Source organism: Paenibacillus endophyticus (genome assembly GCF_014192395.1).
Taxonomy (GTDB): domain Bacteria; phylum Bacillota; class Bacilli; order Paenibacillales; family Paenibacillaceae; genus Pristimantibacillus; species Pristimantibacillus endophyticus.
Map to the genome: position 1 here is coordinate 70,043 of NZ_JACHXW010000025.1, position 26,357 is coordinate 96,399.

Here is a 26,357-nt window from a genome sequence, read left to right on the forward strand (position 1 = left end):
TATGCGACTGCCCGCGTCTGCACAGGACCGGGCAGTTTCTTTGCCCTTATACAGGCAATCGTTGAATAAGTATTGGTTTTAGTTGATCACCCTAATTATGCAGCTCTTTTCTATTTCTTATAATGAACGTAGACAAGAGATGAGAGAGGGAGCGCACATGAAACGAAACGGATTTATAAATGATGTAATCAAATACCGCACGATTCTGTTGATGCTAACGCCCGCTGTTTTGTTTTTCCTGCTGTTTGCCTATGTACCGATGGCAGGAATAATCATTGCGTTCAAGCATTATGATTACGCCGGCGGCATTTTTGGAAGCGCTTGGAACGGGCTCGATAATTTCAGATTTTTCTTTGAATCAGGGGACGCTTGGAGAATTACGAGAAACACGGCGCTCTATAACGTCGCATTCATCGTCGTTAATAACGTCTTGCAAATTTTCACAGCGATTCTATTGTTCGAGGTCGGAGGCAAATGGTTCCGCAAAATCACGCAATCCATTCTGTTTCTTCCCTACTTCATTTCATGGGTCGTTGTAGGCGCAATTGCTTATAATTTATTGAACTTCGATATCGGTACCGTCAATTCCCTGCTAAGAGGAATCGGCATGGAGCCAATCGATATCTATAATACGCCCGCTTATTGGCCATACATTTTGACGATTGTGTCCGCATGGAAGATGCTTGGCTACGGTACGGTCATGTATTTGGCAGCCATTACGAGCATCGATACTGAAATGTACGAAGCGGCTGAGATCGACGGAGCGAATGTGTTCCAGCGTATCCTGAAGGTGACGATTCCTAACCTTTATCCAACCGTAATCATTCTGGTGCTGCTGGCAGTAGGCAATATATTCAGAGGAGATTTCGGAATGTTCTACAACATGGTCGGCAACAATGGTGTTCTGTTCTCATCCACCGACGTCATCGATACATTCGTATTCCGGTCGCTCATTACCTCGAATGATATCGGCATGTCGGCCGCAGCAGGCGTATTCCAATCCGTTCTTGGATTTACAGCCATTATGCTCGTGAACTACTCTGTTCGCAGATATGACAAAGATCGGGCCTTATTCTAATGGGAGGTGATATGAGATGAGTGGAACTGAGCTTGAAACGAAACCAGTAAGATCACATCAACGGGACCGCCAATTGCTTTCCGTTATCGGTTATATATCTTTATCTGTCCTGGCTGCACTTTGCATCCTGCCTTTTATTCTCATCCTATCCTCGTCACTGTCCGAGGAAAGCACGATCGTAACGAAGGGTTATCAATTTTTCCCAAGTGAGTTTTCATTTGAGCCCTACAAAATTTTGTTTCAGTATCCCGAGCAAATATTACGCGCTTACTCGGTGACGCTGGCTGTTACCGCAATCGGAACCGTAATCGGATTATTCCTGACCGCGATGACCGCGTATTGCTTGTCCAGAAGAGATTTCAAATGGCGCAATCAATTCTCGTTTTTCTTCTTCTTTACCACCTTGTTCAGCGGAGGCCTCGTGCCTTGGTACCTTCTAGTCGTCAATTACTTGCATATGAAGGATACGATTCTAGCCTTGATTCTTCCGCTGCTGCTCAACGTGTTTTATATCATTGTCATGAAATCGTTTATGAGCAACATTCCAGAAGCGATTGTGGAATCGGCTAAAATTGACGGTGCAGGCGACTTTCTCATTTTCCTTCGTCTGATACTTCCACTCTCGAAGCCTGCACTCGCAACGATTGGACTCTTTCTCGCTCTCGGTTATTGGAACGACTGGTACAACGCCTTGCTTTTTGTATCGGATGAAAAGCTGATGCCGCTCCAATACTACTTGTACAAGATGCTCGGCAATATGGATGGCATGCGTAAAGCGATGATGGGCTCAGGCGCAGTCGTAACAAACGTGCTCCCTACTGAAGGCTTGAAGATGGCAATGACCGTTGTTGCCAGCGGCCCGATACTAGTCGCATATCCATTTATTCAGAAGTACTTCGTAAAAGGCTTGACGATCGGCGCTGTAAAAGGATGATTCCAAGGAAACTTGGTTTATCGATAAATGCGATTCATCATAAGGGGGATATTTCGAATGGTTAAAAAGAGAAGTATGATTATGCTGGCTATGGTCTTGGCAATTGTAATGATCATCAGCGCTTGCGGCAGCAACAATAATGCACCTGCTGCTACAAAGGCACCTGACGGTGGAGAGACAAGCACAAATACAGAGCAAGGCGCGTTAGATACATCGGAAGCGGTTAAACTGAAAATGGTTTTTGTAGGACCTAAACCGGTTGATTACGACTCCGTGTTTGCAGCTGTTAATGAGAAATTGAAAGCAAAAATCAATGTAACTCTTGAAGGTGAATTTCTGGATTGGTCCGATTGGGCACAGAAATACCCTTTGAAGCTGGCTGCTAATGAAGATTTCGACCTGATCTACACCGCAAACTGGGCAGGATACAATGACCAAGCGCTTAAAGGCGGCTTCCTTGAATTGACAGAAGATATGCTCAAAACTTATATGCCTACTACTTGGAAAGAAATGTCCGAAGTGAACTGGGATCAAGCTAAAGTGAACGGCAAGCTGTTCATGGTTCCACAGAACCTTGGCGAGTCTGTAGAGAAGCTTATCCTCTACCGTGAAGATTTGCGCAAAAAATACAATCTTCCTGCAATTGACAGCCCTGAAGCTTATGCCAACTATTTGAAAGCAGTAGCAGCTAACGAGAAAGGAATTACTCCTTTCACGCCGGAAACAGGCGACTGGAAGATGCACAACCTAGACCGCATTATGTTGAAGCAGCAATATGATTGGAACCTGTTTGATCTAGACATTCCACTCGGCTTCAAAATTACCGATGAAACAGGCAAGATCTTTAATGTCTATGAAACACCAGAATTTAAAGAGCTGCTTCTTTACTACAAAGACCTTGCAGACAATGGCGCTTGGTCGAAGAACGTACTGAACAACAAAAACGATCATCAGCAAGATTTCAGAGAAGGTAAAACGGCATCAATAACTCATAATATGGGTACGCTCGGCTCACTGATGGCCTTGATGCGCCAAACGAATCAATTTGAAGTTGCACTTGCCGACATTAACCCAAACAGTAAGAAATCCCAAGCTGTTGCTACACAGAACGGGGTATCCGTACATGCGACATCGAAGCACCCGGAACGCGCTCTTATGTTTATTGATTTGATGCAAAATGACCAAGAGCTCCATGACCTTATCAATCTCGGTATTGAAGGCGTACACTACACAGCTGTCGGCGATGAGAAATTCCAATCCACGGACAAAAGCCCGAACTACACCGGCTTCTCCTTCTGGGGCTTCAACTCTCCTCTAAACCGTGATAACGAGTCATTCCCTGAGGAAGCGACTGCTATGCAAAACGGTTGGGACAGCAGCGTGTACCACTACCCGCTTGAAACGTTTGTATTCGATAACAGCAAAGTAAAAACAGAAGTGGCCAATGTAAGTAACGTTATGCTTCGTTACGCAATTCCTTTAGAGTATGGCGTAATCAAAGACGTAGATAAAGGCCTTGCAGATTTGAACAAACAAATCAAAGCAGCAGGTATCGAGAAGATTCAAACTGAACTTCAATCTCAAATCGATGCATTCCTTGCAGCGAAAAAATAATACAAAAGGAGAGAAGGCCAATGCCTTCTCTCCTTTTATTTTGCCTGAAGCATCCGATATTGAAATGGGTCTGGACACTGATCCTCCGTCGCTCCCCCGCTAAGCAAGCACACGCAGTACAGCATCCGTTTTCTTGCCGTGTGAACCCGCATACAACATAATAGACGTTTAAAATAGACCGATGTTATGCGTTCTGAAATAATAGCTAAACATAAAACCAACTAAAAACGCAGGCGAGATTAGAATGAAATAAAGTTTCTTTCGTACGCCAGCAGCCCGAAGGCATCTTATGTAAGAATACTTATTAGCAAGGCAAGCTTTTTCAATGATTACTCACCTCTCATTCTCTTCTTTAATGTTGCCTACACAAAAGACGAAGGAAATGAGTAAAATGTTTCCATTTCAAAACGCATCCCGCTCTGCTGCTCTATATTCAGAAATATAGCTTGGTTTGCCTGATTGAATTGAAACTATATAACGCTAGAATTTTTTGGTAATTTATATTAAACTATTATTTACTGATTGTTAAACAATCATTAATAGATGAGGGGTGTCCGGATAGAATGAAAAATTTAATTTCTTGGAAAACGCACGCAAAAAAATGGTCGGGTGCACTGCTGGCCAGTACAATTTTGCTATCGCCTATAGGCTTGCCTGTGTCAAAGGCGAATGCAGCTTCAAGCCAAGCGGTTGATTCCGTTCAGGGTACGGTGAACAAACAGGATGCTGCCAAATATCGGATTGTTACTTTGGGTGATTCGATTACCGTAGGCTATGAACCAAATTTGACAGCGTTACCATACGGTTATGTAGAACGTCTATATGAGCAAGGGCTTCTTCACGGACGTACAACGGTCAGCAACTTTGGCATTTCAGGGTTGAAAACGGGCGGGCTAAAAACTTTTGTCGATGCTATTCAATTAGGCACAAAGGTTGAGTCTGACGCTATACAACCTAACCTGTCCGATCCTAATGCAGGGAAACTCGGAGAAAATACGGTGCAAATTCGTGAGAGCATAGCAGCTTCCAATCTTATCGTCCTTACAATTGGAGGAAATGATGTCGCCCAATTGCTGACGCTTGGTGCAACGTTAACTGACCAGCAACTAGCCGAAAGCACATCCACCTTATTGACCAGCTATGCAGAAAATATAAATCAAGTCATTCAGAATCTATATAAAATCAACCCTGCTGCTGAAATTATTATAGCAGACCAGTATCAGCCAATGCCGGAAATCGCTAACGCAACCTTGTATCCTAAGCTTGTTGAAGTATCGAAATCTTTTACTGCTACCGTAGATAAACTTGCCGGAGGTTTTGCTGCCCAAGGCTTGAAAATTAAAGTTGCGCATGTATCCGAGGCGTTTTTAGGAAAAGAAGCTCAATTGACTCATATGATTTCAGATCGTGATTTCCATCCCAACCAGACCGGTTATGAACTCATTGCCAAGATTTTTGCGGAAACGATCTGGGGTTCACATACAACACTATCAGCAGCCGGCGGGCAAACGATTAATGTAATCGTTAATGGGAAGAATCTAGAAACACCTTATACGCCGGTCATTAAAGCAGACAGATCTTTTATCGCCATCCAAGATATTGTCCAAGTGTTTGGAGCCGTTACCGTTTGGGATGCAAAAACCAAAACAGCAGCGATTACATACGGTGATCACAAGCTGACGGTTCAAATCGGAGCCTCCCACATTCATTTGGACGGAGCAGCAATTAAGCTGGATACGCCCGCTTTCTTGAATAAAGTAGGCAAAGAACATAAAACGTATGTCCCGCTTGCCGCAATAGCTCAGGGATTTGGACTGGATGTCCGTTATCTGGAGAAGCTAAGAACGGTATTTATCAACGCTTAAGCTTGTAGAATCGAAATGGCAAAGAGGATGCATCCTTCTTGGATTGCATCTTTTTTTGTCTTACTGGGTACAAAAAGTGCAGCCCCCAGAACATATTACATTTTTAAACTAGCTTGCCCAAACCGTTGTGTTCATCGACGTCGTCCTCTTAAGGATATAAGCCGCAGAATGCATACGGCGAGAAAAACCACAAGTAATGAACCGACCATGAACCACCAATTATTCGATTCCTTTGTTACGATAGTTTTATCCGAATATTCCTCACGCGTGCTTGTCATTTTAGAAGGTTCGTATCCTACCCCCAATGCTTTTATTTCCTCTTGTGCGGATTCAAGGTTTTTATTCCCCTCACAAAGACCTGTTTCAAGTCGGTCTGCTTCGCCATAAGCAAAAACGATAAACTCTTCATTTATTCCGAATCCTTCGTAACCACAACTTTCCGAACTCCTTGCTGTGTAAACAGTCGTTTGAGAACCCAAATCCCCTTTCCAAACTTTTTTTACTTCGAATTGAACTTTTACAGCATCTTCGGAAGACCAAATCTTCCCATTAACAGGTTTTGTCAAACGCAATACTTTGCCTGTGAATATTGCAGTTTTCCGTTGCAGTTGATCTTCTATACTTGGGGTCTCTGCACAAGAGCATGCATCGACTTGTAAAGGCGCGAACGCAAACCATGTACCGAACAAGAACAAAAAACTCAGGATGGTCATTGTTATTCTTTTTTGCAATTATTTCACCTCATTTATATGGAAGCGAATTCCAGACTGTGATATTAGCTCTTTAATCGACTTTTTGAACGGAATGGGTGTCAACATCTGCGTATGAGTCACGCCTACTCCAAAACCGCGAATCTTGTATTGATATCGACCGTTTCTATAAATCCTCATATCCGACCAGCAAGAAAATAATAACGCTTACGACAGCAATATGAATTAATGAAGACGCAACGAGGAGGCCGGCTACCCGCCAATCCTTCACCGACAGGCGGGTATTCGCACTTAATTTATACATGGAAAAACCAATCACATTCGCTATAAGCAAAGACTGCGCCAACCCTTTGGAAACCGTGATGAACGCAGGCGTATTGTTGACAATCGGGTTTAAAAACCAGCTAAACGGCTCCACTAGCATCACAATAGGAAATACAATCCATGCCAAAAAATAAACAGGCAAAATATAAACGATTTTTCGTATTGCCATACCCTCGCTCCTTTGTTGGAATATATAAGATACAACGTATCTTCTTGGAAAAATGTTACTCTTTTTACATCCATCCTCGTATAAATATTCTTTTAGCCGTTTAATCAACACTCCATACCTCCTTCTTCAGGCTGAGTTTAAAGCATGCTCTGGTCCCTACTCTCATAAACTGGATACGGTTAAAATTACGGTAACTGATCAACCATTCGGATATGCTTTTGAAGCTATATAAGATGAACTAAACATAAGTATGCCGTTATAGCTGCGTGACCAAAGTCATTCTTCCGATCGCGATTGCAGCCAAATGGTTTTGATTAGTTAACTTCATATAGGGTTACCATTTGGTCTGCAAAAGCGAACATTCCATTTCTCCAGAACGACTTTGTTATCTCCGCCTACGCAGCTCATTCATTAGTTCAACTTATTTAGCTTTGCTTCACAAAACTTAAGCGTATGCTTTCGAAGCGAGTTTTGCTTCACAAAACTTAAGCGTATGCTTTCGAAGCGAGTTTTGCTTCACAAAACTTGAAGGAGGTTACATAATGCCCGTGTTGGAAGTGCGTCATTTGCGGAAAAGTTTTGGCGCGGTAAACGCCGTAGAAGATATCAGCTTCACCGTCGAGGCCGGCGAGGTGTTTACGATTATCGGCCCGAACGGCGCTGGCAAGACGACTACGCTGGAAATGATCGAAGGCTTGCAGGTGCCGGATAGCGGCCAAATCGAGTTCGGCGAGCTTAGCTGGGTCAAAAACAGTGAGCAAATTAAAACCTCAATCGGTGTCCAGCCGCAATCAAGCGCTCTATTCGATCTGCTGACTGTTGAAGAAAACTTGGACTTGTTCGCAACCTTTTATCCGAAATCCAAGCCAGCGTCGGAGGTATTGGAGATGATCAACCTGACGGATCAGCGGAACAAGCAGGTCCGCAAGCTCTCCGGCGGTCAGAAACAAAGGCTCGCAATCGGGCTTGCGATGATAAACGACCCGATTCTTATTTTTCTAGATGAACCGACTACAGGACTTGATCCGCAGGCTAGGCGCAACATTTGGGATATTATATTGAAGCTGAAGGCGCTCGGCAAAACGACTATTCTCACGACGCACTACATGGAGGAAGCAGAGAAGCTAAGCGACCGCGTCTGCATCGTTGACCAAGGGAAAGTCGTCACGCTCGATACGCCCGCCGCCTTAATTGACCGCCTTACGCAGGAGCGCGAGGTTAGGCTTACCTTTATCGACGGTGCCGAAGCAGCAATAGAGACAGAAAAGATTGCACAGACTCAGTCTGCCGTCGTTCGCACAAGCCGCGATGGGGATGCCCTTCAGCTATGGACGACGCAGCCTGAAGAAACCCTTTACGAGGTGTTCGGCTTTACGAAGGGGCGCGGATTCCGGGTTGAGCAAATTTCAATTCGTGAAATGAGCCTGGAAGACGTATTTATTGCCTTCACTGGGAAGGAGTGGAGAGATTAGATGAACAGTATGAAGCAGTTTTCCAAAATGTTTTCCGCTCAGATCAAAATGATGTTTCGCGAGAAGCAGGTATGGTTTTGGAATATCTTTTTCCCTGTTATATTGATGGTGCTGTTTATGGTCATCTTCGGAGGCGGCTCCAGCGAAAGCTTCAAGGCCAAAATAGCAATTGTGGATTCCCAGCCGAATGCAGCCTCCGCCATGCTGCTTGAGCAGCTGCAGCAAATTCCTGTGTTTAAATGGGAATCCGAGCAGCCGGTTACTTTAGAGGCAGGCAATAGGCTCGTCGAAAAGCAAGACATTGATGCCCTCATTATTCTTCCTGAGACCGAGAGCGCAACGACGATCAAGCTTGTCGTGAACAAAGCAGACGAACAAGGAGCAACGACCCAAGCTGTCTCAGGCATATTGGATCAATTCATTCAACAGGCGAATTGGACGGCAGCCGGCGCAACACCAACGTTCAGCCTCGCCAAAACCTCCATTTCCTCCGGCGCAGACGATTTGAATTATGCCGATTTCCTGTTAACGGGCATGATTGGCTTGTCTGTGGCACAGGGCGGATTGTTCGGCATGGTCGGACTCGTTGAAATGCGTAGGAACGGCTTGATGAAAAGGCTTCGCATGACACCTGCGAGAATGGGACTTTACGGGCTTGCCGGCATGCTGGTAAAACTGCTGCTCGGCATCGTACAGATCATTATTTTGACACTGATTGGCGTGTTCGGGTTCGGCGCAAACCTCCATATCAACATATTCAGCTTGGTTATCGCCTTCCTTGCGGGTGGATTGGTCTTTAATGCGATGGGCTACCTGTTCTCCTCGTTCAGCAAGTCGATAGAGGCATATATGGGGATGTCGAACATCGCGAGCATGCTGATGATGTTCCTAAGCGGCGTTTTCTTCCCGCTCGAATCGCTTCCGACTTGGCTGCAGCCGGTTACGCAAATGCTGCCGCTCACCTATTTCGTCGAAGGCATGCGAGATGGACTTATTTATAACTCCGGTATCGCATCAGGCGCATTCTGGGCCGGAATCGGCGTAATGGTCATATGGGGCGTCGTGTCCTTCCTCGTCGGTTCACAGGTTTACAAAGCCAAATCCGTATCGGATGCACAATAACATGCATATGATGCAGCAACAGCAGGCCGCGGCAGCTTATCGACTAAGCTGCTGCGCCTGCTGTCTTCGTCATGATATTCTTCAAGGTGAAACGACTATCGCCGTCCTTTAGCGGTACGGCGCGTTTCATACCGAGAAATATAGAGCATGTATAAACTATGAATAAACCTTCCTTTATTTTCAAAAATGAAGCTCACACTTTACATTCAGAATGCTTCAGCAAAGACTTCTCTACTTGAATCGTCGTATGCTCAATGTGAAATTCATCCGCAATTTGACTGATCGCTTGCTGCAGTACGGTTTGGCAATCAACGGAATCGTCTACCGTGAGATGGCAGCTTAAGGAATCAAGACCCGAGGTAATTGTCCAAATATGCAGGTCATGCACATCTTTTACTCCCGGAATACGAAGCAGTGTCTTCTCGACTTGCTCCGCGTCCACGTTGGCAGGCGTACCTTCCATGAGGATATGAACCGTCGATTTAATGATCCCCCACGCGCTTTTTAGAATGAGCAGCGCGACGATGACGCTAATAATCGGATCAACAATGTACCAGGAAAACAACGACATCAGAATACCGGCAATGATCGCTCCTACTGAGCCGATAGCGTCACCTAGCACGTGCAAATATGCGCTTCGCACATTTAAATTGTCCTTTACGTCGGCTTTCCGCATGAGGAACCAAGCACTCGCTAGATTGGCAAGCAAGCCGATCCCTGCAATGACCATCATCGTTCCGCTGGCTACAGTCGGAGGTTCGCCGAAACGTTTAATCGCCTCGACCACAATGAACGCCGCAATGACGAACAGCGTTACCCCATTCAGCAGCGCCGCCAATATTTCGAACCGATGAAAACCGTAGGTACGGCTGGAGGATCTCGGTCGCACCGCGAACCACATCGCAGCGAGGCTTAAAGCCAGCGCTGCTGTATCGCTCAGCATATGTCCGGAATCGGATAATAACGCGAGCGAATTCGTTATCAAGCCGCCTACAAATTCCAGCACCATAATTCCCGCCGTTATGATCAATGCGATTAGCAGGCCGGCCTTGTTGTTAGGTGCATGAGAATGCCCGTGATGGCCATGCGAGTGTCCGTGGTGGTGCCCATGATGGTGACCGCTATGGCTATGCCCTGCATGGCTATGTCCTGCATGGCTGTGACTGCTACGGCTATGTTTTCCGTTTTTTAGTGACTGCTTTCCTGTTTCATCATGATTATGGCCATGCGAATGGCTGCAGGACTCTCCCGCATGGTTATGATCATGCAGCTTATCCCCGCTGGCAGCATCCGCTTTCCCTGCTTTTCTATCTTGCTCGCTGTCCGATGGTTTGCTCATCTCATTCTCCCCCGATTCCGACGCCCAGACTCGCTTAGTCTGCTTCCTTGCGGATCTTTTCATTAAAACCACCCGTATTCAAATAACATATGAACATGTGCTCATATGTATTATATGTAAAATATGCCTCCGTTGCAACCATTTTCGATGATTGCGAAAAAGTTCTACTCATTGAAAAACAAAAAGAGACGCAGGATAGCGTCTCTGATTACTATGATTTCATCGTGAACATACGTCCGTGATACACTTAGCCGCGAAGCGGCTCAACGGCCTCTACAAGCTTCTCTTCAAGCTCTGCCGAGTAGACAGCATGCTGCTCCTCGCTCCAGCCAAGCAGCTCCGCCATTGCCGACATCGCCGCTTCTTTCCACTGCTTCACATGGTCAATCCGGAAGAAAAGATCGCCGGTACGGCGAATGAAGAAGTCAACAGGCTTCACTGCCATTTCCGCTTCTATCGCGTAGCGAAGCTGAACCGCCAGCACTAAGGGAAGCTTGAACGCAGCCGCCCACTCAGCTGTGGTTTGTGCAAGCTTGAACAATTGATCTACGTTCGAGCCATAACGCTCCGCCAAAAACTTCGACTCTTCCTTTGAGAAGCCGAATTTGGAGCCTTCCGCTGTTTTTTTATTCACGTAAGACTCGAACCCGCCCGATCCGCCCAGGTCTCCGCCTGACATTGGAATCGATTTCGTATCGCCTTTGACAAACTGCAAGCCGCTTCCTTCCTGCCCGAGCAGCTCCACCACTTTATCGACGACGGTCTCAGCCATTTTGCGGTAGCCTGTCAGCTTGCCCCCTGCAATAGAAATCAACCCGGAATCGGATACGAAAATTTCATCGCGGCGAGAAATTTCCGAAGGCGATTTCCCTTCCTGCTGAATAAGCGGACGAAGGCCTGCCCAGCTTGATTCGACATCGCCCTCTACGAGCTTTAGATCAGGGAACATGAAGTTGACCGCTTGCAGCAAATAAGTACGGTCCTCCAGCGTCATGATCGGATTGACTGCGTTGCCCTTGTAATTGGTATCCGTTGTACCGAAATAGGTTTTGCCGGCGCGTGGAATGGCGAAGACCATGCGGCCATCCGGCGTATCAAAGTAAACCGCTTGGCGCAGCGGAAATCGGCTTTTGTCGAATACGAGATGAACGCCTTTGGTCAAACGAAGCGTTTTTCCTTTTTTTGAGCCGTCCATTTCACGGATATCATCCACCCAAGGACCTGTCGCATTAATAATTTTGGCAGCCTTAAGCTCATATTGTGCGCCGCTGATGTTATCTTTAACCAAAGCGCCGGTAATCTTCCCGTCATTGCCGTAACGCAGCGTTTCTACACGCGCGTAGTTGACTGCCAACGCGCTTCTTTCGACCGCTTTTTTCATGACTTCAATCGTCAGCCGAGCATCGTCCGTGCGGTATTCCACATAATAGCCGCCACCCTTCAGCCCATCTCGCTTAAGCAGCGGCTCCTTCGACAGCGTATCCGCCGCGCTCAGCATCACCCGGCGCTCTTTCCGTTTCACCCCAGCCAAAAAATCATAGACGCGCAAGCCGATCGAAGTCGAGAATTTGCCGAACGTACCGCCTTTGTATAGCGGCAGCAGCATCCATTCCGGTGTCGTTACATGCGGCCCGTTCTCGTAAACGATTGCCCGCTCCTTGCCTACCTCAGCCACGACTCCGACTTCAAATTGCTTCAAATAACGCAATCCGCCGTGAACAAGCTTCGTCGAACGGCTTGACGTTCCTGCTGCATAATCCTGCATCTCCACGAGCGCCACCTTCATGCCGCGCGCTGCAGCATCAAGCGCGATTCCCGCACCGGTTATCCCACCGCCGATTACCAGCACATCAATTTGTGATTGCTGCATTTGCTCCAATACCTGCTCACGATTTTGCGCGGAAAAATGCCCACTGCCGAGTTTGCTTTTCATGCTAATTTCCTCCTAGTTCTTATGCCTCTATTGTTCTGCGATAACCCAATCATTACTCGCGAATAAATGAATATAACAATAAACGCCATCGTTTCAGCGAAACGTATAGAGAAAGTATTAAACCCATATCCTTACTAATACGTCAAAAAAACCACTCAAACCGCTTCCTGCCCCGAAAAAGGGTGTGGAAGCGGTCTTCGTGGTTTCTCCTGATCTCCAACCGTTATTAACTTAGCCGTAGTATACCATAATTATTGCGCAAAAGCCATGGCCGCCTTCACCGCGCGATGCCAGCCTCCATATAGCTCAGCTCGCCGCTCCTCTTCCATTTCGGGCTCGAACACGCGATCAACCTGTCTAAGCCCCGCCAGCTCCTCACGGCTTTCCCAGAAGCCTACCGCAAGCCCAGCCAAATAAGCGGCGCCTAACGCTGTTGACTCATTAATAACGGGACGTTCAACCGGCACGCCGAGCAGATCGCTCTGGAACTGCATCAGCAAATTGTTATTCACAGCTCCTCCGTCCACCGACAGCGATTGCAGCGGCAGCCCCGACTCCTCCTCCATCACGGAGAGAACGTCTTTCGTCTGATAGGCCAATGACTCAAGGACCGCCCTGACGAAATGAGCTTTGGTCGTACCGCGAGTTAGGCCAAATGCTGCTCCTCTAACATCACTATTCCAATAAGGCGTTCCAAGTCCGACGAAGGCAGGAACGACATATACGCCGTCCGTCGATTCAACCTGCCCCGCCAGCCCTTCGGTTTCCGTCGCCGATTCGATTAATTCCAGGCCGTCGCGGAGCCACTGAATTGCCGCGCCTGCAACAAATACGCTGCCTTCAAGCGCATACTCCAGCTTGCCGTCGATTTCCCAAGCAATCGTCGTAAGCAGCCCTTTTTCGGAAACGATCGCTTTGGTTCCCGTATTCATCAGCATAAAACAGCCTGTTCCATAGGTGTTTTTGGTGCTGCCTTCTTCATAGGCATTCTGGCCGAATAAAGCAGCCTGCTGATCCCCAGCTGCCCCAGCTACCGGAATGCAGCAGCCGAAAAGCTTCTCATCCATTTGCCCGTATATCTCTGATGATGAGCGCACTTCAGGAAGCATTTCTTTCGGAACCTGTAAAATGCTTAACAGCTCCTCATCCCAGCTCCGCTCATGAATGTTGAACATAAGCGTCCTAGCGGCGTTGGACACATCCGTTACATGAACCGCGCCTCCTGTCAGGTTCCAAATAAGCCAGGTATCGATTGTACCGAACAGCAGCTCGCCCTTCTCCGCACGCTCACGCGCTCCTTCCACCTGCTCCAGCAGCCAGTGCACCTTCGTGCCTGAGAAATAAGCGTCGATAAGCAAGCCTGTTTTATCATGAAACGTCTGGGCATATCCTTCCTGCTTCAGCCTGTCGCTAATGGCTGCCGTTTGACGTGATTGCCACACGATAGCGTTGTAGATCGGTTCCCCCGTTGCTTTGTCCCATACCACCGTCGTCTCCCGCTGGTTTGTAATCCCAATGCCCGCAATCTGATCGGCGGTTACACCTGTTTTATCCAATACCTCGGCAATGACCTTCTTCGTGGATTCCCATATAAACAGGGCATCCGCCTCAACCCATCCGGCATGTGGATAAGTGAGCGGCAGCTCTTCCCGAGCCATGCTGACGATGGCGCCGCTGCGATCGATAAGCAGCGCTCTTGTGCTAGTTGTCCCCTGATCAAGCGACAGCATATAGGTTTTCATTATTATTCCTCCTTCACCATTACGGTTGGAATTCCTCTGCTGCTCTCCAAAGCTCCTTGCGCGATGTCGTTATCGCGGAAGCCCCTGCATCCAGCGCTTGCTTGACGTGCTCCTGCGTTCGAATCAAGCCTCCTGCAATGATCGGAATGCCGCTCCGCTCCTTAACCTCACGCATGATATCAGGAATCACACCCGGTAATACTTCAATAAAATCAGGACGGTTTTTATCGAGCACCGTATAGCTCCGCTCCAGCGCATCCGAGTCAATGAGAAAAAGCCTCTGAATCGCGATAAGACCATTCTGCTTCGTCCGTCCAATGACGCTTGAACGCGTTGAAATAAGGCCGGCCGGCCTTATCGATTGGCATAGAAACTCCGCCGCATATTCATCGTTTTTCAGACCGTCGATCAAATCGGCATGCAGCAGCACTTTTTTGCCATGCTGGCTGGCCAAATCGACAATGTTTTTTATTTGTCCCAAATGCCCGCCCAGCAGCACCATATATGAAAAATGGGAGGCAAGAACTGCCTCCACATCCTTCAGCTTATGGACTGCCGGCAGCAATTTTTGTCCGTTCAACAGCAATGACATAACCCGCCACCTCCAATCTCAATCTGAAGCCTCTTCAAGCTAACAGCAGCAGAGCTGCTATTTACTCACAAGCTTGCCGCTGCTCTCTCGTACTTGAATGCATGTCGGCAATACGATTTTTTTGGCAATTGCGCGTTTGGCGGCAAGCCGGTCCGTCAGGAGCTCAACGGCGGTCTCACCCATATGCTCCATGTGAACCTTGACTGTCGTTAGCGGAGGCTGCAAAAAAGCCGAGATGGCGATATCGTTATAGCCAACGATCGATATATCTTCCGGCACCTTCAGTTTCGCTTCATGCAGGGCGCGGAGAGCGCCTACTGCCATCGAATCATTTTCGATAAAAAAGGCTGTCGGAAGCTTCTCTTGGGCAATCGCCTGCTTCATCAGCTTATATCCATCCTCGGAATAGAGATTCTCTCCCGTATACACCAGCTTCGGGTCGAATAATCCTTGTGCGGTAAGCCGCTCCATGAAAACAAGCTCACGCTCATCCCGCACCCGCTTCTGATTGACGATATTATGCCCTCCAATATAACCGATAGACGCATGGCCCAGTCCAATCAGATAATCAAGCACCTCCGAAACGGACTTGCGAAGATCGATCACAACCGAGTCGAACCGATTATCGTCAGGGGAGGAATCGACAAACACGATATTGTCCAAGCCGCCCGGGAATCTTGCGATATCTTCCTTCTCGAACCTGCCAATCGCAATGATGCCGTCGAATGCTTCACCGGTCCACTCTTTCCCGTCCGGCTCTCCGTGCAAAAACAGCTTAACCAGATCGATCTGGCGTTGAAAGCACTCACGTTCTATGCCAAGCCTAATCGCCATATAATACGGATCCAGCATCTCTTCCTGATCGGAATACCAATTGACTAGCCCGACCCGGTAACGATCCTTGACCGCTGTTCCATTACGCTGACGCAGCGTCTTGTAGTTCAGCTGCTGAGCCGCTTCAAATATTCGCTTGCGCGTCTCGTCCGCAACAGAGATGCCGGGGTCATAATTAAGCACCCGTGACACAGTCGCAATCGAAACCTTTGCCTTCTGAGCAATATCTTTAATCGTAGCCATATTCCCGTTCCTTCCGTTAACCGCCTCATTACATTCAATATGCCAGATTATGTGCGCGTTTACAATAGAACGACAACGTTCGGCGGACTCATTCGCAGGGCTATTCCTATAATAAATTGAAACGCTTTGATGTATGGCGCAGCATGGCTGTATGCAGGCTATCCAAGAAGCCTAAGTAAAATTATACTTTATTTTTAGTAAAAATAAAGAAGAATTTCACCCTTTTCAAACACTATCGTTTACATGCATAAATAAAAGACTGCCCAACAGGCAAATACCCTGTAGTGCAGTCTCACTTCAATCAATTATTCATGCTTCAAATGCTGAAGCGTTAGTAAAAAAATTTGTTCCACATGATCATCGTCCAGCGAATAAAAGACGGTCTTGCCGACCTTCCTCCGCTTTACGATCCGCATATTCCGTAGCAGCCGCAGTTGATGGGAAACCGCAGATTGCCCCATGGATAGCACCTGAGTCAGATCATGCACGCAAAGCTCTGATTGCACGAGAGCATGTATCATCTTCACCCGTGTCGGATCGCCAAGCGCCTTGAACAGGTCTGCCAGCTCGCCAGCTGTTGTTTCCGGTATCAATTTGCTTCGAACGCTCTCTATATTTTCTTCCGAGCCTGCACATGAATCATCGCATGCTGCGGTAACCTGATTATCCATTATCATCCCACCAGCCCTATTTGTCCTAAAGCACATTATAACATGTTTCGGGTGGCTGGGTGAGCCTTCGTCGCTCGTCTATCGGATTATGCTTCTTGCAGCCATTCAAATCGGTAGCTGCCTGAACCGGCATCAATGACGACGCCAGTCTCCGTCTGAGAGACGGTTAGTACGCCTACCGAATCTTGAAGCCTCGTTCCGCTTTCGGTTACGCTCTCCAGATTATACGCGGATGGCAGCTTAATTAAAGCCGTTGTATTCGCCGGAATCGTTACTTCCAGCAAGAATACCCCGTCCCCCGCCCTTTCCCATCTCGAACGAAGCTCGCCATATTGCGTTTCAAGGATGCCTTCCGCCCAATCAAGCCCATCTCCCGGCTGCGGAGCAATGATGCTCCGTTTATAGCCAGGCGCCTCCTCCGTCGTTTGAATGCCAGCCGCGACCCGGTACATCCAATCTCCGATCGCTCCATAAGCATAGTGATTGAACGAATTCATATCTTTGCTCCAGAAGCTTCCATCCTCCTTAATTCCGTCCCAATGCTCCCAGATCGTCGTAGCACCTTTCGTTACCGGATACAGCCAGGAAGGATAGGTTTGCTGGAGCAAAAGCTTATAAGCCGCCGCATTCTGGCCGAAAGCGCTAAGCACATGATTTAAATACGGCGTCCCTACAAAACCGGTCGTAAGATGGAAGTCACTTTGCTCCAGCAGCTCGGCAAGCTTGGCAATCGCGCGCTGTTCTCCCTTCTCATCCAGCAGTCCGAACATTAGGACGAGCACCTGCGCCGTTTGCGTAGGCACAGCAAGCCTTCCTGAGGCTGTGACGAATTCCGCACGGAACGCAGCCACGATCTGATCGTACAGCACTTTGTATTCGGCAGCTTCCTCCATTCGGCCGATTAGCACGGCTGTCTTCTGCACGATTGACACCGAATAAGCGTAGAAAGCCGTCGCAATGAGATCGCGGTCCGTTGCTCCGATGTAATCGCCGGATTTGGCATCAAGCCCCAGCCAATCGCCAAAGTGGAAGCCCGTATTCCACAAAAATTCATTCTCGCCTTGACGGCGAATGTATTTGACCCAAGCGGTCATGCTGTCGAATTGCTCGGCTAGAATTCGCTTGTCGCCGTAGCATACATACAGCGTCCATGGACAAATAACGGCCGCGTCTCCCCATGCAGCCGACGAGCGCTCATGATCCTTCAAGACATGGGGCACGACGAACGGAACCCCGCTTTCATCGTTCTGATCAGCCTCTAAGTCCCGCAGCCATTTCGTGAAAAATGGCGCAACGTTCGTCAAGTAGGAGGCTGTCTGAATAAACATCTGCGCATCGCCCGTCCAGCCGAGCCGCTCGTCCCTTTGCGGGCAGTCGGTCGGCACATCGAGGAAGTTGCCCTTGAGGCCCCACTTGATATTATGCTGAAGCTGGTTGACCAGCGGCTCCGAGCAAGCGAATTGACCGGTTTCCTCCATGTCTGAATGAAGGACTATGCCTGTAAAATCCTCTATCCGAAGCTCTTCGGGAAAGCCGATAAGCTGGACGTACCGAAAGCCTTGAAACGTAAATCGGGGCTCATACGTCTCTTTCGTGCCGCCTTTCAGCACGTAACGGATGCTTTGTTTCGCCGAACGCAGGTTTTCAGTATAGAAATTCCCCTCATGATCCAGCACCTCGGCATGCAGCAGAGCAACTTCGGTACCTGCCGTGCCCTCGACTGAGAACCGTACCCAGCCAACCATATTTTGGCCAAAGTCCAGCACGCGCTCTCCCTTCGGTGTCATAATGAAAGCTAGAGGCTTCAACTGCTCCTGCATGCGAACGGGTTCATTGATCTGAGGCTTCAATATCTCCTTCGAATGCTGTACGATTTCGACCGCGTACCAGCCGTTGCCAGCCTCGTTATAACCGGCAGTGCTCCAGCCATCCCGCTCGAGGCGCGCATCATACGTTTCTCCATGATAAATTTCAGACACCTGAATCGGTCCGACTGCAGCAGTCCAGCTGTCATCCGAAACAATTCGTTCTTCCTTCCCGTCGGAATAAACGATCCGCAGCTCCAGCAGCAGCGCCAACCGGTCGCCATACAGACGGTTTTGCTCGCTCCAGCCCAAATACCCCTTGTACCATCCATTGCCAAGCCACGCGCCGATCGCATTGCCGCCTGCTGCAAGCAGCTCCGTAACCTCATAAGTTTGAGTCTGAAGCGTATGGCCATAGCTGGTCCAGCCTGGCGTAAAATAACTATCGCCTACTCGCTGGCCGTTCAGCTCCAGCTCGTAAATGCCAAGCGACGTCGCATACAGCCGCGCCTCCTTTACCGTCCCGGACAGCTCAAAGCTTTTTCTCAGAAGCGGCAGCGGTTCAGCGTCAACGGGAAGCAGCTCGAGCGGCGCAGCAATCCAGTCCGCCGACCAGTCAGCCGATTGGAGCAGCCCCATCTCCCAATAGCCTGCTTCCGACCACGGCGACAGCTCATCCTTGTGATTCCAGGCACGTACATGATAATAGTAGCGCTTACACGATTCTGCTAGAGGGAAATCAAGCTCCACCAGTACCGACTGGCTCGACTCCACACGACCCGATTGCCAGATCAAACGGGTGAAATCCTTTTCTTCCGCAAGCTCAATCTCATAGGCGCTCTGACTGGTCCCCCGCTCAGCAGCTTCCAGCTTCCAGCTTAGCCTAGGTCTTGCCGTACCGATCCCGACCGGGCTTTTCTGATATTCGACTCTCGTATCTTTAACGGTAAACATATTCGAATCCTCCCCGTATTCATTTTTTGCGTGTTCGCCTTCCTTGCTTTGCTGCTTTCCTCTATAATTATAAAAAAGCACAGTCATCTATTTGCAGGCAAAACGGACAATATGATGGGGTATTTCGGACAGCTTTAAAGGCCGGACAATAAATAGGATAGGGAGCGCTTGCAGGATGAACCATCCTTTAGAAACGTACCGCGGCGAGCACTATTTCCAAAACAACCAGCTGCTTTATATCAACCGGGCTGCCGAGAGCATAATGAGTCCTTACCATGACCATGACTTTCTCGAATGCGTATATATAACGGAAGGTGAAGGATATCATCATATCGGTGATCAAGTGCATAAGGTGCGCAAAGGACAGGTGTTTTTCATCCCGATCGGCATATCTCATGTATTCAGGCCGCTTTCCTCTAGCAAAACAAACAATCCGTTAAGCGTGTTCAACTGCGTCTTTTCACCGCTGCTTCTGCATAAGCTGAATGCGTTCGCTTCCGATTACCGCAGCATGCAGTTCATTGCTGATATGGAAGGCGGGAGATGTCCCTATTATTCCTGCATGGATACCAATGACCAATACGAGAAGCTTTTTCTAGCCATGCACCGTGAGTTTGAGCTTCCGCGTACCGGATCGGCGGATTACTTGCATTCCCTGTTGCTGCAGCTGCTCATTATGCTTCAGCGCTCGATGGAGGACAGCAGCCCTGAGCCTGCACCGCGTCAAACGGCATTCAGCTTGCTGCTCAATGAGCTTGACCAGCATTACGGCGAGGAGCTTACGCTCACAAAGCTTGCCATGGCAAGCGGTTGGAGCGAGCGCCATCTGCAGCGCCTTTTCCTGCAATATACGAAGCAGAGCTTTCATCGCTATCTCCAAAATATCCGGATTCAAAAAAGCCAGGAGCTGCTGCGCGGATCTACCCTCAAAATCAGCATGATCGCCGAGATGGTCGGCTACAAGGATATCCACTCCTTCAATGCCTTGTTCAAAAGGTGCACCGGAATGACGCCAAGCGTCTATCGCAAAGAATCGACTGCGGCTGAGAGCCCTGTCAGTTAGGAGGCGGCATGCCCGCATGTTTACACTGAAAGAAAAGCTCTATCTGCTCGAACTGCTCAAGCAGCAAAACCGGAAACGCTTATTCGGATTCCACAAAAAGAATCCTTCGCATGACCGGCTCGTTGAGAAGCTGGAGCAAATGGTGCGCAATGAACAAGTCAATCGCGAGCAATTATAATCATCCGCTGCATCCGTTCGCAATCATCGTCAGTCACAGGAGGCATTATGACAGGAAAGACCCATCTTGCAATCGGAGCCGCCGTTGGCGCGGCCGCATCCGTATACTATCCCTTTACTTTGGAACATGCCGCTTTATACATCGCTGTAGCCGGATTCTCAGCCTTATGCGCAGATCTTGACGGTCCAAGCATGCTGAGCGCCAAGCTCAGCAAATTATCCAAGCTCATCCGCGAGCTCACCCTTTGGTCTGGCTTCTTGCTTGCAGGCATCGTTTGCTATTATTATTTCACCGACCATAGTCCTTCGGCTGTTTACATAGGCGTTGCCGCCGCGATGTTCCTGCTCGGCCTGATTGCCAAGCAAGGCATCATTCGGAATGTGCTTGCCAGTGTCGTGGGCTGCATCGTCATGTATGCCGGTTATTACTATCAGATGAACTGGCTAATCGGATTCGGATTATTTGCCGCATGGGTACCATGGCTCAAGCACCGCGGCATGACTCACACGATATGGGCGGTTCCCATCTGGGGAGCGATCGGCTGGGGACTCGAGAACCAGCTGCAAATCGAAGGCGTTGCAATCGTGGCCATGCTCGGCTATTTATCCCACCTTGTTGCGGATACCCTTACGCCGAGCGGCGTGAAATGGCTTTATCCACTAACGAAGAAATCTTTCAAAATCAAGCTGTAGCTCTCTTCTATCCGAAGAATGACAAGCGTAAACGGCTGAAGCCGTCCTCTGGCGGCTAAGCTTACGTTTCGCGTAGAAATAGAAGAATACTTATTGCGTGAAACATATAAAGTATTATATTTACAAAAAGGCGCAAGCAAGAGGCTGTCTAGCCGCTGCTTGCGCCTTTTGAATGAAGCATGATGAGCTGGACTAGACGGTACCCGTCACTTGCCCCCGAATATCATTGGAAGCCGGCTGTACGTTTGAGTGCCGGCTCCATACGAGAGCATCCTCTTTAAATACAATTTGGCTCGTAAAAGCAAAGGGCGTTTCAATCAGCCGCATCGTGAGCTCGAGCGTATCCTCCTGCAGCCAGGTAAAGCTTGCAGCGATCCGTTTCTCCTCCACCTGAAGAAAGCTCGTCTTTCCTTCCACCCACTCGCCTCGACCGAGGTTAATCGTATATTCGTTTTCCAAATTGCTTATTACGAAGCTTGCTTGATTCCCTGCAAAGGATATTACAACCTTGTTCCAATGCTCGTTATTGTCTTCCAGGCTATAGACGTTGCCCGAAACCGTTTCTTCCAGCCGCGAATCCATCTGAAGCTGTGGTATGGGAAGAGTCAGACTCTTCAACTCCGCAGCAAGCTTCGCTTGTGCGCTCTCATCTGGAGGTAGCGGCTCCTGCTTCATTGCGGGCAGCAAGTGATCCCAAACGGCATCCATGACCCCCTGCAGATCGTTTGTGCCGCTTGTCATAGCCAAAACCGCATCATGCTCTGGCATCACGATGCAAAATTGCCCAAACGCCCCGTCGCCGCGGTATAAGCCATGCCTGCATCGCCAGAACTGATAACCGTAGCCTTGTGCCCAATCGCTTGCCCCGCCGTCTCCGTTAGCGATTTGCTTGGACGTTGCTTCATCAATCCAAGCCTCAGACAGGAGCCGCTGACTATTCCATACGCCTCTCTGCAAATAAAGCTGACCGAACTTAGCGATATCCTCCGTCGTTATGCTCAGCCCCCAGCCGCCGATCTGAATACCGCGAGGGCATGTTTCCCAAGTTGCTCCTTCAATGCCGAGCGGTTCTAATAAACGCGGCTGCAAATAGTCGAGCAGCGTCTGGCCGGTTACCTTCTGAAGAATCGCTGCCAGCATATAGGTGGCTCCGCTGTTATAAATAAAATGAGTACCCGGCTCATGCTCGACTGGCACTTGAAGAAATGCCTTGACCCAGTTCCCGTCCGCACTCTGATGCATCCCATCCGTTGTATCCAGCGCATGTCCTGTACCCATCATCAGCAAATGCCGTATGCGCATAGATGTCAGATTCGTCCCTGCTTCCTCAGGAGCTTCCTCTGGGAAAAACGAGATGACCTCATCGTCTAACGACAGCTTCCCTTCGGCAGCGGCAAAGCCGATCGCCGTTGAAGTGAAGCTTTTGCTGAGTGAAAACAGCATATGCGGAATATCCGGCGCATAAGGAGCCCACCAGCCTTCAGCCGTCACCCGTCCGTGTCTGAGCAGCATGAGGCTGTGCACCTCCAATTGGCGTTCTTTTATTGCGTTTAGAAATGCGATTACCGCCGTAGAAGAAATGCCTTGTTCCTCAGGTTGGCTTCTAGGCAAATGAAAAGTCGTTTGTTCCATTCTTCATTCCTCCTTCATACCCATAATTTACTGCAAGTGAGGTGGACTGACAAGACATTTTGTTAGCGCTCTCATATTTGAGTGGAAAGAGCCGCTTACTTAGCAGCCCGGATTATTTCAACAAATGGATAGGTCCTTGCCACTGCGAATGAAAATTCGGAAAGGATGGCTAATATCCGTATAGGATTGCGATGCCACTTTGGGAATTGATCGAGCCTTTTAGGAACCCGAAACCCGGCTACAACATCGCCAAGATTAATTACGTCGTTAAAGGGAGCTCTTAAACGATGCCCTTTCTTGTGGAGGGAATCGGTGCTTCGTCGCCTGCTCATATCCATAAGCAAGCTTAATGAGCGTTGGCTCGCTGAAGGCGGTCCCGATAAAGGTTATACCCTGCGGTCCTTTGGTCACATAACCTTCTTCCGCCGTTATTCCATGTTCTGCATAGCCGCCGGGAACCGTTATGACGGGATAACCCGCTCTTGCCGCCAGGTCGTCGCCGCTCTCATCGCCTAGAAATAGGAGCGCGTCCAAACGATACTCCTCCAACGCAGCATCAAGCCCTCGCTTCCCTGCCAGCTCCTTATTTTGCCGCAAGCTATCCACATATTCCTGCTCTGTCAGCGTCCCGCTTGTTTCCTCCGAGGAGATCAGCGTGTCTTGACCGTACTTCAATGCGATTTCGGCATGCTCATTGTTATAAGCAATCAGCTCCGCAAGTGAATGTACCGGAACCGATGCCGCAAGACTGCCCAAATAGTCGTTCACATATTTCTTAAACTCATATCGCAGCACATGCCAATCCCACTCCACTTGCTCGCATGCGAGCTCTACGGGGTCAATGATGACAGCGCCTGCCTCCTTCAAATCCGCGATAGCCGCTTCGATGACTGCCAGACGCTCCTCGTCCAAATCCTTATAATAAAAACGCGGAATACCGATTCTAGCCTGCTTCATATATTCCTCGTCCAAGAAGACCGTATAGTCGCTGAAGCCATGCTCCGCACCGGTTAACGTAACTTCGTCCCGTTCATCTGCACCGACGATCGCACCGAGCAGGATGGCTGCGTCCGTTACGGTTCTCGCCATTGGCCCTGCCGTATCCTGGCTCGCCGTTATCGGAATAATGCCCGCACGGCTGACTAAGCCTATCGTCGGCTTGATACCGACCAATGACGTTTGGCTTGCCGGACTAACTATGGATCCCGAGGTTTCCGTCCCAATGGCAGCAGCACCCAAATTGGCGGCAACCGCAGCAGCTGAGCCAGAGCTCGAGCCGCCAATAAACAGCTCCCCCGGGCCGTACGGATTGAGCGTCAATCCGCCTCTGGAGCTGTATCCCGCCCACATCGAACCGGACATAAAGTTTGCCCATTCCGTCATGTTCGTTTTGCCCAGCAATACAGCTCCCGCAGCCCGCAGTTTGGCGGCTACGCCTGAATCCGAAGCGGCGATGGAGCTGGCTAGAGCTACAGAACCTGCGCTCGTATGCATAAGGTCCCGCGTATCGATATTGTCCTTCAATAGGATTGGAATCCCATGCAGCAGCCCGCGCACCTTGTTAGCTGACCTTTCGCGATCCAGTGACTTGGCTATATCCAGGGCATCCGGATTCACTTCCAGAATAGATCGAAGCACGGTATCCTGTATCGCAATACGCTCCATATACAGCTGAACCAGCTCTTCCGAACTGAGCCAGCCTTCCTCCATCGCCTTCTGCATGCTAATGATATCTGCTTCTATAATCCAGTCCTGCTTATTGATTCTCATGGATAACCTCCTTTGACACCTCGTGCTTACAGCTCTACTCCTTAAGAATATCCAGTTTATGGGGATCTGTCACCGTAACGAATAGGTATAGTTAAATTTTCCCATGCTAAGAGCTGCTTCCATCGATTATCCTGCTGTATTCATGCAAGCCTCGATTTCCTCACCTGCTACGCCAGCCGCCAGGTCCATCGTATCGCCTTTAGCCCAGCATGCTACAATAGATGAATAGGCATCTGTATCGGTATAGAAATCGGAAGGAGGTCGCCCATGTATAGGTATATGCAGCTCATGAACAATCTGGAGGAGCTTATTGCGGCCACTCCCTATAAAGACGGCCATAAGCTTCCTTCTATTCGCACGCTCGCCAGCCAATATGCATGCAGCAAAAGCACGATTATCAAAGCATTGGAAGAGCTTGAGAAGCGTCATCTCATTTATGCTATGCCGAAGAGCGGCTATTACGTAGTAAAAGGAATAATCAGCGCTGACGACAGCACAGGCAGCTTGCTGGATTTTGCCCAGACAGCGCCTGACCCAGCCTTGTTTCCCTATCTGGACTTTCAGCACTGCATCAACAAAGCGATCGATACCTATCAAAAGGATTTGTTCCTTTACGGCACCGCCAAAGGAATGGATTCCCTCATTGAAATTGCGCGCAAGCAGTTAACGAGCTACCAGGTGTTTGCAGCAGAGCAGCACGTAATCATCGTATCTGGCATTCAGCAGGCGCTGTCGCTTCTTGCCGCGATGCCCTTCCCGAATGGCAAAAGCCAAATTCTTATCGAGCAGCCCGGCTATCATCTATTCATCTCGTATTTGGAGACGCGCCGCTTGCCGGTCATCGGCATAGAGCGCAGTCATGAGGGGCTTGATTTCGACCGATTGGAGACCCTTTTCCGCACGGGAGATATTAAGTTTTTCTATACGATGCCCCGCTTTCACAATCCGCTGGGCTGTTCTTACACACGCAAGGAGAAGCAGCTTCTTGCCAGACTCGCTGCCAAATATGACGTATATATCGTCGAAGACGATTATCTCGCGGATTTCGAGCAGGACAGCAAAGCAGATCCGATCTATGCCTACGACAGCTCGTCCCATGTCATCTACTTGAAGAGCTATTCCAAAATCATTTTCCCGGGGCTTCGCATCGGTATCGCCGTCCTGCCCGACAGCCTAACGAAGCCGTTTCGCGAGTATAAGCGGCAAAATGACATCGACAGCTCCATGCTCTCGCAGGCGGCGCTCGAAATCTACTTGCGCAGCGGCATGTTTGAGCGCCACCGCTCCCGAATCCGTGACCGCTATGCCGCAAGAGCCGCGCTGCTTGATTCGGCGCTTACGCGAGAAGCCTCTGCCGGGGGCGGTGCCTTCATGTATATTCGCCCTGAGCAGCCGATGGTACGTACGCATATCTTGCTTGATCCCTCCTTGTCGGAAGCATCAACCATCAGCCGCCTGCAGCAAGAATCGATTCTTCTGCAGTCCATTGAGCCCGACTACTTGTCCGGTTTCCCGCGAAAGAATCTATTAAAGCTGAACGTAACCAACGTGAAAGAAGATCGCATAGAAGAAGGAATCGGGCGGATTATCGGCTTAATCGCCCAATCCGCCCGCAAGTGAA

Annotated in this window: 21 protein-coding genes; 10 read left to right on the forward strand and 11 right to left on the reverse strand. The window is 49.0% G+C overall.

What is annotated here, in order from left to right; genetic code table 11:
* Positions 1 to 157 precede the first annotated feature (157 nt).
* The 4 genes from FHS16_RS27405 to FHS16_RS27420 all read left to right on the forward strand — a co-directional run bounded on the left by FHS16_RS27405 (position 158) and on the right by FHS16_RS27420 (position 5,491).
* Complete coding sequence (locus FHS16_RS27405) at positions 158 to 1,078, forward strand: ABC transporter permease (protein WP_183570239.1); 921 nt, start codon at positions 158 to 160, stop codon at positions 1,076 to 1,078.
* A 16-nt stretch (positions 1,079 to 1,094) separates the two neighbouring features.
* Positions 1,095 to 2,012, forward strand: a complete 918-nt coding sequence (locus FHS16_RS27410) for a carbohydrate ABC transporter permease (protein ID WP_183570240.1) — start codon at positions 1,095 to 1,097, stop codon at positions 2,010 to 2,012.
* Between the two features lie 57 nt (positions 2,013 to 2,069).
* A complete protein-coding gene (locus FHS16_RS27415; RefSeq protein ID WP_183570242.1) occupies positions 2,070 to 3,626 on the forward strand; it encodes an ABC transporter substrate-binding protein in 1,557 nt (518 codons plus the stop codon).
* Between the two features lie 563 nt (positions 3,627 to 4,189).
* A complete protein-coding gene (locus FHS16_RS27420; RefSeq protein WP_183570244.1) occupies positions 4,190 to 5,491 on the forward strand; it encodes an SGNH/GDSL hydrolase family protein in 1,302 nt (433 codons plus the stop codon).
* A 131-nt stretch (positions 5,492 to 5,622) separates the two neighbouring features.
* Here the strand turns inward: FHS16_RS27420 and FHS16_RS27425 are convergent, their stop codons facing one another.
* Positions 5,623 to 6,222, reverse strand: a complete 600-nt coding sequence (locus FHS16_RS27425) for a hypothetical protein (RefSeq protein WP_183570246.1) — start codon at positions 6,220 to 6,222, stop codon at positions 5,623 to 5,625.
* Positions 6,223 to 6,367: 145 nt separating this feature from the next.
* On the reverse strand, positions 6,368 to 6,694 hold the full coding sequence (locus FHS16_RS27430) for a hypothetical protein (RefSeq protein WP_183570248.1): 327 nt from the start codon (positions 6,692 to 6,694) through the stop codon (positions 6,368 to 6,370).
* A 542-nt stretch (positions 6,695 to 7,236) separates the two neighbouring features.
* Here FHS16_RS27430 and FHS16_RS27435 point away from each other — a divergent pair.
* Positions 7,237 to 8,166, forward strand: coding sequence for an ABC transporter ATP-binding protein (locus FHS16_RS27435; protein WP_183570250.1), 930 nt, complete (start codon positions 7,237 to 7,239; stop codon positions 8,164 to 8,166).
* Positions 8,167 to 9,288 carry an ABC transporter permease gene (locus tag FHS16_RS27440; protein WP_246431996.1) on the forward strand — a complete coding sequence of 374 codons (1,122 nt, stop codon included), beginning with the start codon at positions 8,167 to 8,169 and terminating at the stop codon, positions 9,286 to 9,288. It abuts the gene before it with no gap.
* Between the two features lie 193 nt (positions 9,289 to 9,481).
* Here the strand turns inward: FHS16_RS27440 and FHS16_RS27445 are convergent, their stop codons facing one another.
* From FHS16_RS27445 to FHS16_RS27475, 7 genes are all read right to left on the reverse strand, one after another.
* A complete protein-coding gene (locus tag FHS16_RS27445; RefSeq protein WP_183570253.1) occupies positions 9,482 to 10,627 on the reverse strand; it encodes a cation diffusion facilitator family transporter in 1,146 nt (381 codons plus the stop codon).
* Positions 10,628 to 10,874: 247 nt separating this feature from the next.
* Entirely contained in the window at positions 10,875 to 12,560 is a 1,686-nt protein-coding gene (locus FHS16_RS27450) for a glycerol-3-phosphate dehydrogenase/oxidase (protein WP_183570255.1), read from the reverse strand.
* Between the two features lie 251 nt (positions 12,561 to 12,811).
* The gene (glpK, locus tag FHS16_RS27455; protein WP_183570257.1) at positions 12,812 to 14,302 is read right to left on the reverse strand and encodes a glycerol kinase GlpK; all 1,491 of its coding nucleotides are present in this window, start codon (positions 14,300 to 14,302) and stop codon (positions 12,812 to 12,814) included.
* Between the two features lie 19 nt (positions 14,303 to 14,321).
* Positions 14,322 to 14,894 (reverse strand): glycerol-3-phosphate responsive antiterminator, encoded by a 573-nt coding sequence (locus tag FHS16_RS27460; RefSeq protein WP_376769707.1) that lies wholly within the window; start codon positions 14,892 to 14,894, stop codon positions 14,322 to 14,324.
* Between the two features lie 57 nt (positions 14,895 to 14,951).
* Positions 14,952 to 15,971 carry a LacI family DNA-binding transcriptional regulator gene (locus FHS16_RS27465; RefSeq protein ID WP_183570259.1) on the reverse strand — a complete coding sequence of 340 codons (1,020 nt, stop codon included), beginning with the start codon at positions 15,969 to 15,971 and terminating at the stop codon, positions 14,952 to 14,954.
* 305 nt (positions 15,972 to 16,276) lie between these two features.
* The gene (locus tag FHS16_RS27470; protein WP_183570261.1) at positions 16,277 to 16,642 is read right to left on the reverse strand and encodes an ArsR/SmtB family transcription factor; all 366 of its coding nucleotides are present in this window, start codon (positions 16,640 to 16,642) and stop codon (positions 16,277 to 16,279) included.
* Positions 16,643 to 16,728: 86 nt separating this feature from the next.
* Positions 16,729 to 19,401: a family 78 glycoside hydrolase catalytic domain gene (locus tag FHS16_RS27475; protein ID WP_183570263.1), complete on the reverse strand. Its 2,673-nt coding sequence runs from the start codon at positions 19,399 to 19,401 to the stop codon at positions 16,729 to 16,731.
* Positions 19,402 to 19,576: 175 nt separating this feature from the next.
* On the opposite strand from FHS16_RS27475, the gene FHS16_RS27480 reads away from it, so the two are divergent.
* The 3 genes from FHS16_RS27480 to FHS16_RS27490 are packed head-to-tail and all read left to right on the forward strand — an operon-like array spanning position 19,577 to position 21,334.
* Complete coding sequence (locus FHS16_RS27480) at positions 19,577 to 20,464, forward strand: helix-turn-helix domain-containing protein (protein ID WP_183570265.1); 888 nt, start codon at positions 19,577 to 19,579, stop codon at positions 20,462 to 20,464.
* Positions 20,465 to 20,480: 16 nt separating this feature from the next.
* Complete coding sequence (locus FHS16_RS27485) at positions 20,481 to 20,642, forward strand: hypothetical protein (RefSeq protein ID WP_183570267.1); 162 nt, start codon at positions 20,481 to 20,483, stop codon at positions 20,640 to 20,642.
* Positions 20,643 to 20,689: 47 nt separating this feature from the next.
* Positions 20,690 to 21,334: a metal-dependent hydrolase gene (locus FHS16_RS27490; RefSeq protein ID WP_183570269.1), complete on the forward strand. Its 645-nt coding sequence runs from the start codon at positions 20,690 to 20,692 to the stop codon at positions 21,332 to 21,334.
* Between the two features lie 192 nt (positions 21,335 to 21,526).
* Here the strand turns inward: FHS16_RS27490 and FHS16_RS27495 are convergent, their stop codons facing one another.
* Positions 21,527 to 22,966: a serine hydrolase domain-containing protein gene (locus tag FHS16_RS27495; RefSeq protein WP_183570271.1), complete on the reverse strand. Its 1,440-nt coding sequence runs from the start codon at positions 22,964 to 22,966 to the stop codon at positions 21,527 to 21,529.
* A gap of 267 nt (positions 22,967 to 23,233) precedes the next feature.
* On the reverse strand, positions 23,234 to 24,736 hold the full coding sequence (locus tag FHS16_RS27500; protein ID WP_183570273.1) for an amidase family protein: 1,503 nt from the start codon (positions 24,734 to 24,736) through the stop codon (positions 23,234 to 23,236).
* Positions 24,737 to 25,003: 267 nt separating this feature from the next.
* Here FHS16_RS27500 and FHS16_RS27505 point away from each other — a divergent pair, with 267 nt between their 5' ends.
* Complete coding sequence (locus FHS16_RS27505; protein WP_183570275.1) at positions 25,004 to 26,356, forward strand: aminotransferase-like domain-containing protein; 1,353 nt, start codon at positions 25,004 to 25,006, stop codon at positions 26,354 to 26,356.
* Position 26,357: the final 1 nt, after the last annotated feature.

What these genes read in the sequence shown, in the direction of transcription:
- FHS16_RS27405 (WP_183570239.1), top strand. Translation starts at nt 158, where the DNA reads ATGAAACGAAACGGATTTATAAATGATGTAATCAAATACCGCACGATT.
- FHS16_RS27410 (WP_183570240.1), top strand. Translation starts at nt 1,095, where the DNA reads ATGAGTGGAACTGAGCTTGAAACGAAACCAGTAAGATCACATCAACGG.
- FHS16_RS27415 (WP_183570242.1), top strand. Translation starts at nt 2,070, where the DNA reads ATGGTTAAAAAGAGAAGTATGATTATGCTGGCTATGGTCTTGGCAATT.
- FHS16_RS27420 (WP_183570244.1), top strand. Translation starts at nt 4,190, where the DNA reads ATGAAAAATTTAATTTCTTGGAAAACGCACGCAAAAAAATGGTCGGGT.
- FHS16_RS27430 (WP_183570248.1), bottom strand. Translation starts at nt 6,694, where the DNA reads ATGGCAATACGAAAAATCGTTTATATTTTGCCTGTTTATTTTTTGGCA.
- FHS16_RS27435 (WP_183570250.1), top strand. Translation starts at nt 7,237, where the DNA reads ATGCCCGTGTTGGAAGTGCGTCATTTGCGGAAAAGTTTTGGCGCGGTA.
- FHS16_RS27440 (WP_246431996.1), top strand. Translation starts at nt 8,167, where the DNA reads ATGAACAGTATGAAGCAGTTTTCCAAAATGTTTTCCGCTCAGATCAAA.
- FHS16_RS27445 (WP_183570253.1), bottom strand. Translation starts at nt 10,627, where the DNA reads ATGAGCAAACCATCGGACAGCGAGCAAGATAGAAAAGCAGGGAAAGCG.
- FHS16_RS27450 (WP_183570255.1), bottom strand. Translation starts at nt 12,560, where the DNA reads ATGAAAAGCAAACTCGGCAGTGGGCATTTTTCCGCGCAAAATCGTGAG.
- glpK (WP_183570257.1), bottom strand. Translation starts at nt 14,302, where the DNA reads ATGAAAACCTATATGCTGTCGCTTGATCAGGGGACAACTAGCACAAGA.
- FHS16_RS27460 (WP_376769707.1), bottom strand. Translation starts at nt 14,894, where the DNA reads ATGTCATTGCTGTTGAACGGACAAAAATTGCTGCCGGCAGTCCATAAG.
- FHS16_RS27465 (WP_183570259.1), bottom strand. Translation starts at nt 15,971, where the DNA reads ATGGCTACGATTAAAGATATTGCTCAGAAGGCAAAGGTTTCGATTGCG.
- FHS16_RS27470 (WP_183570261.1), bottom strand. Translation starts at nt 16,642, where the DNA reads ATGGATAATCAGGTTACCGCAGCATGCGATGATTCATGTGCAGGCTCG.
- FHS16_RS27475 (WP_183570263.1), bottom strand. Translation starts at nt 19,401, where the DNA reads ATGTTTACCGTTAAAGATACGAGAGTCGAATATCAGAAAAGCCCGGTC.
- FHS16_RS27480 (WP_183570265.1), top strand. Translation starts at nt 19,577, where the DNA reads ATGAACCATCCTTTAGAAACGTACCGCGGCGAGCACTATTTCCAAAAC.
- FHS16_RS27485 (WP_183570267.1), top strand. Translation starts at nt 20,481, where the DNA reads ATGTTTACACTGAAAGAAAAGCTCTATCTGCTCGAACTGCTCAAGCAG.
- FHS16_RS27490 (WP_183570269.1), top strand. Translation starts at nt 20,690, where the DNA reads ATGACAGGAAAGACCCATCTTGCAATCGGAGCCGCCGTTGGCGCGGCC.
- FHS16_RS27495 (WP_183570271.1), bottom strand. Translation starts at nt 22,966, where the DNA reads ATGGAACAAACGACTTTTCATTTGCCTAGAAGCCAACCTGAGGAACAA.
- FHS16_RS27500 (WP_183570273.1), bottom strand. Translation starts at nt 24,736, where the DNA reads ATGAGAATCAATAAGCAGGACTGGATTATAGAAGCAGATATCATTAGC.
- FHS16_RS27505 (WP_183570275.1), top strand. Translation starts at nt 25,004, where the DNA reads ATGTATAGGTATATGCAGCTCATGAACAATCTGGAGGAGCTTATTGCG.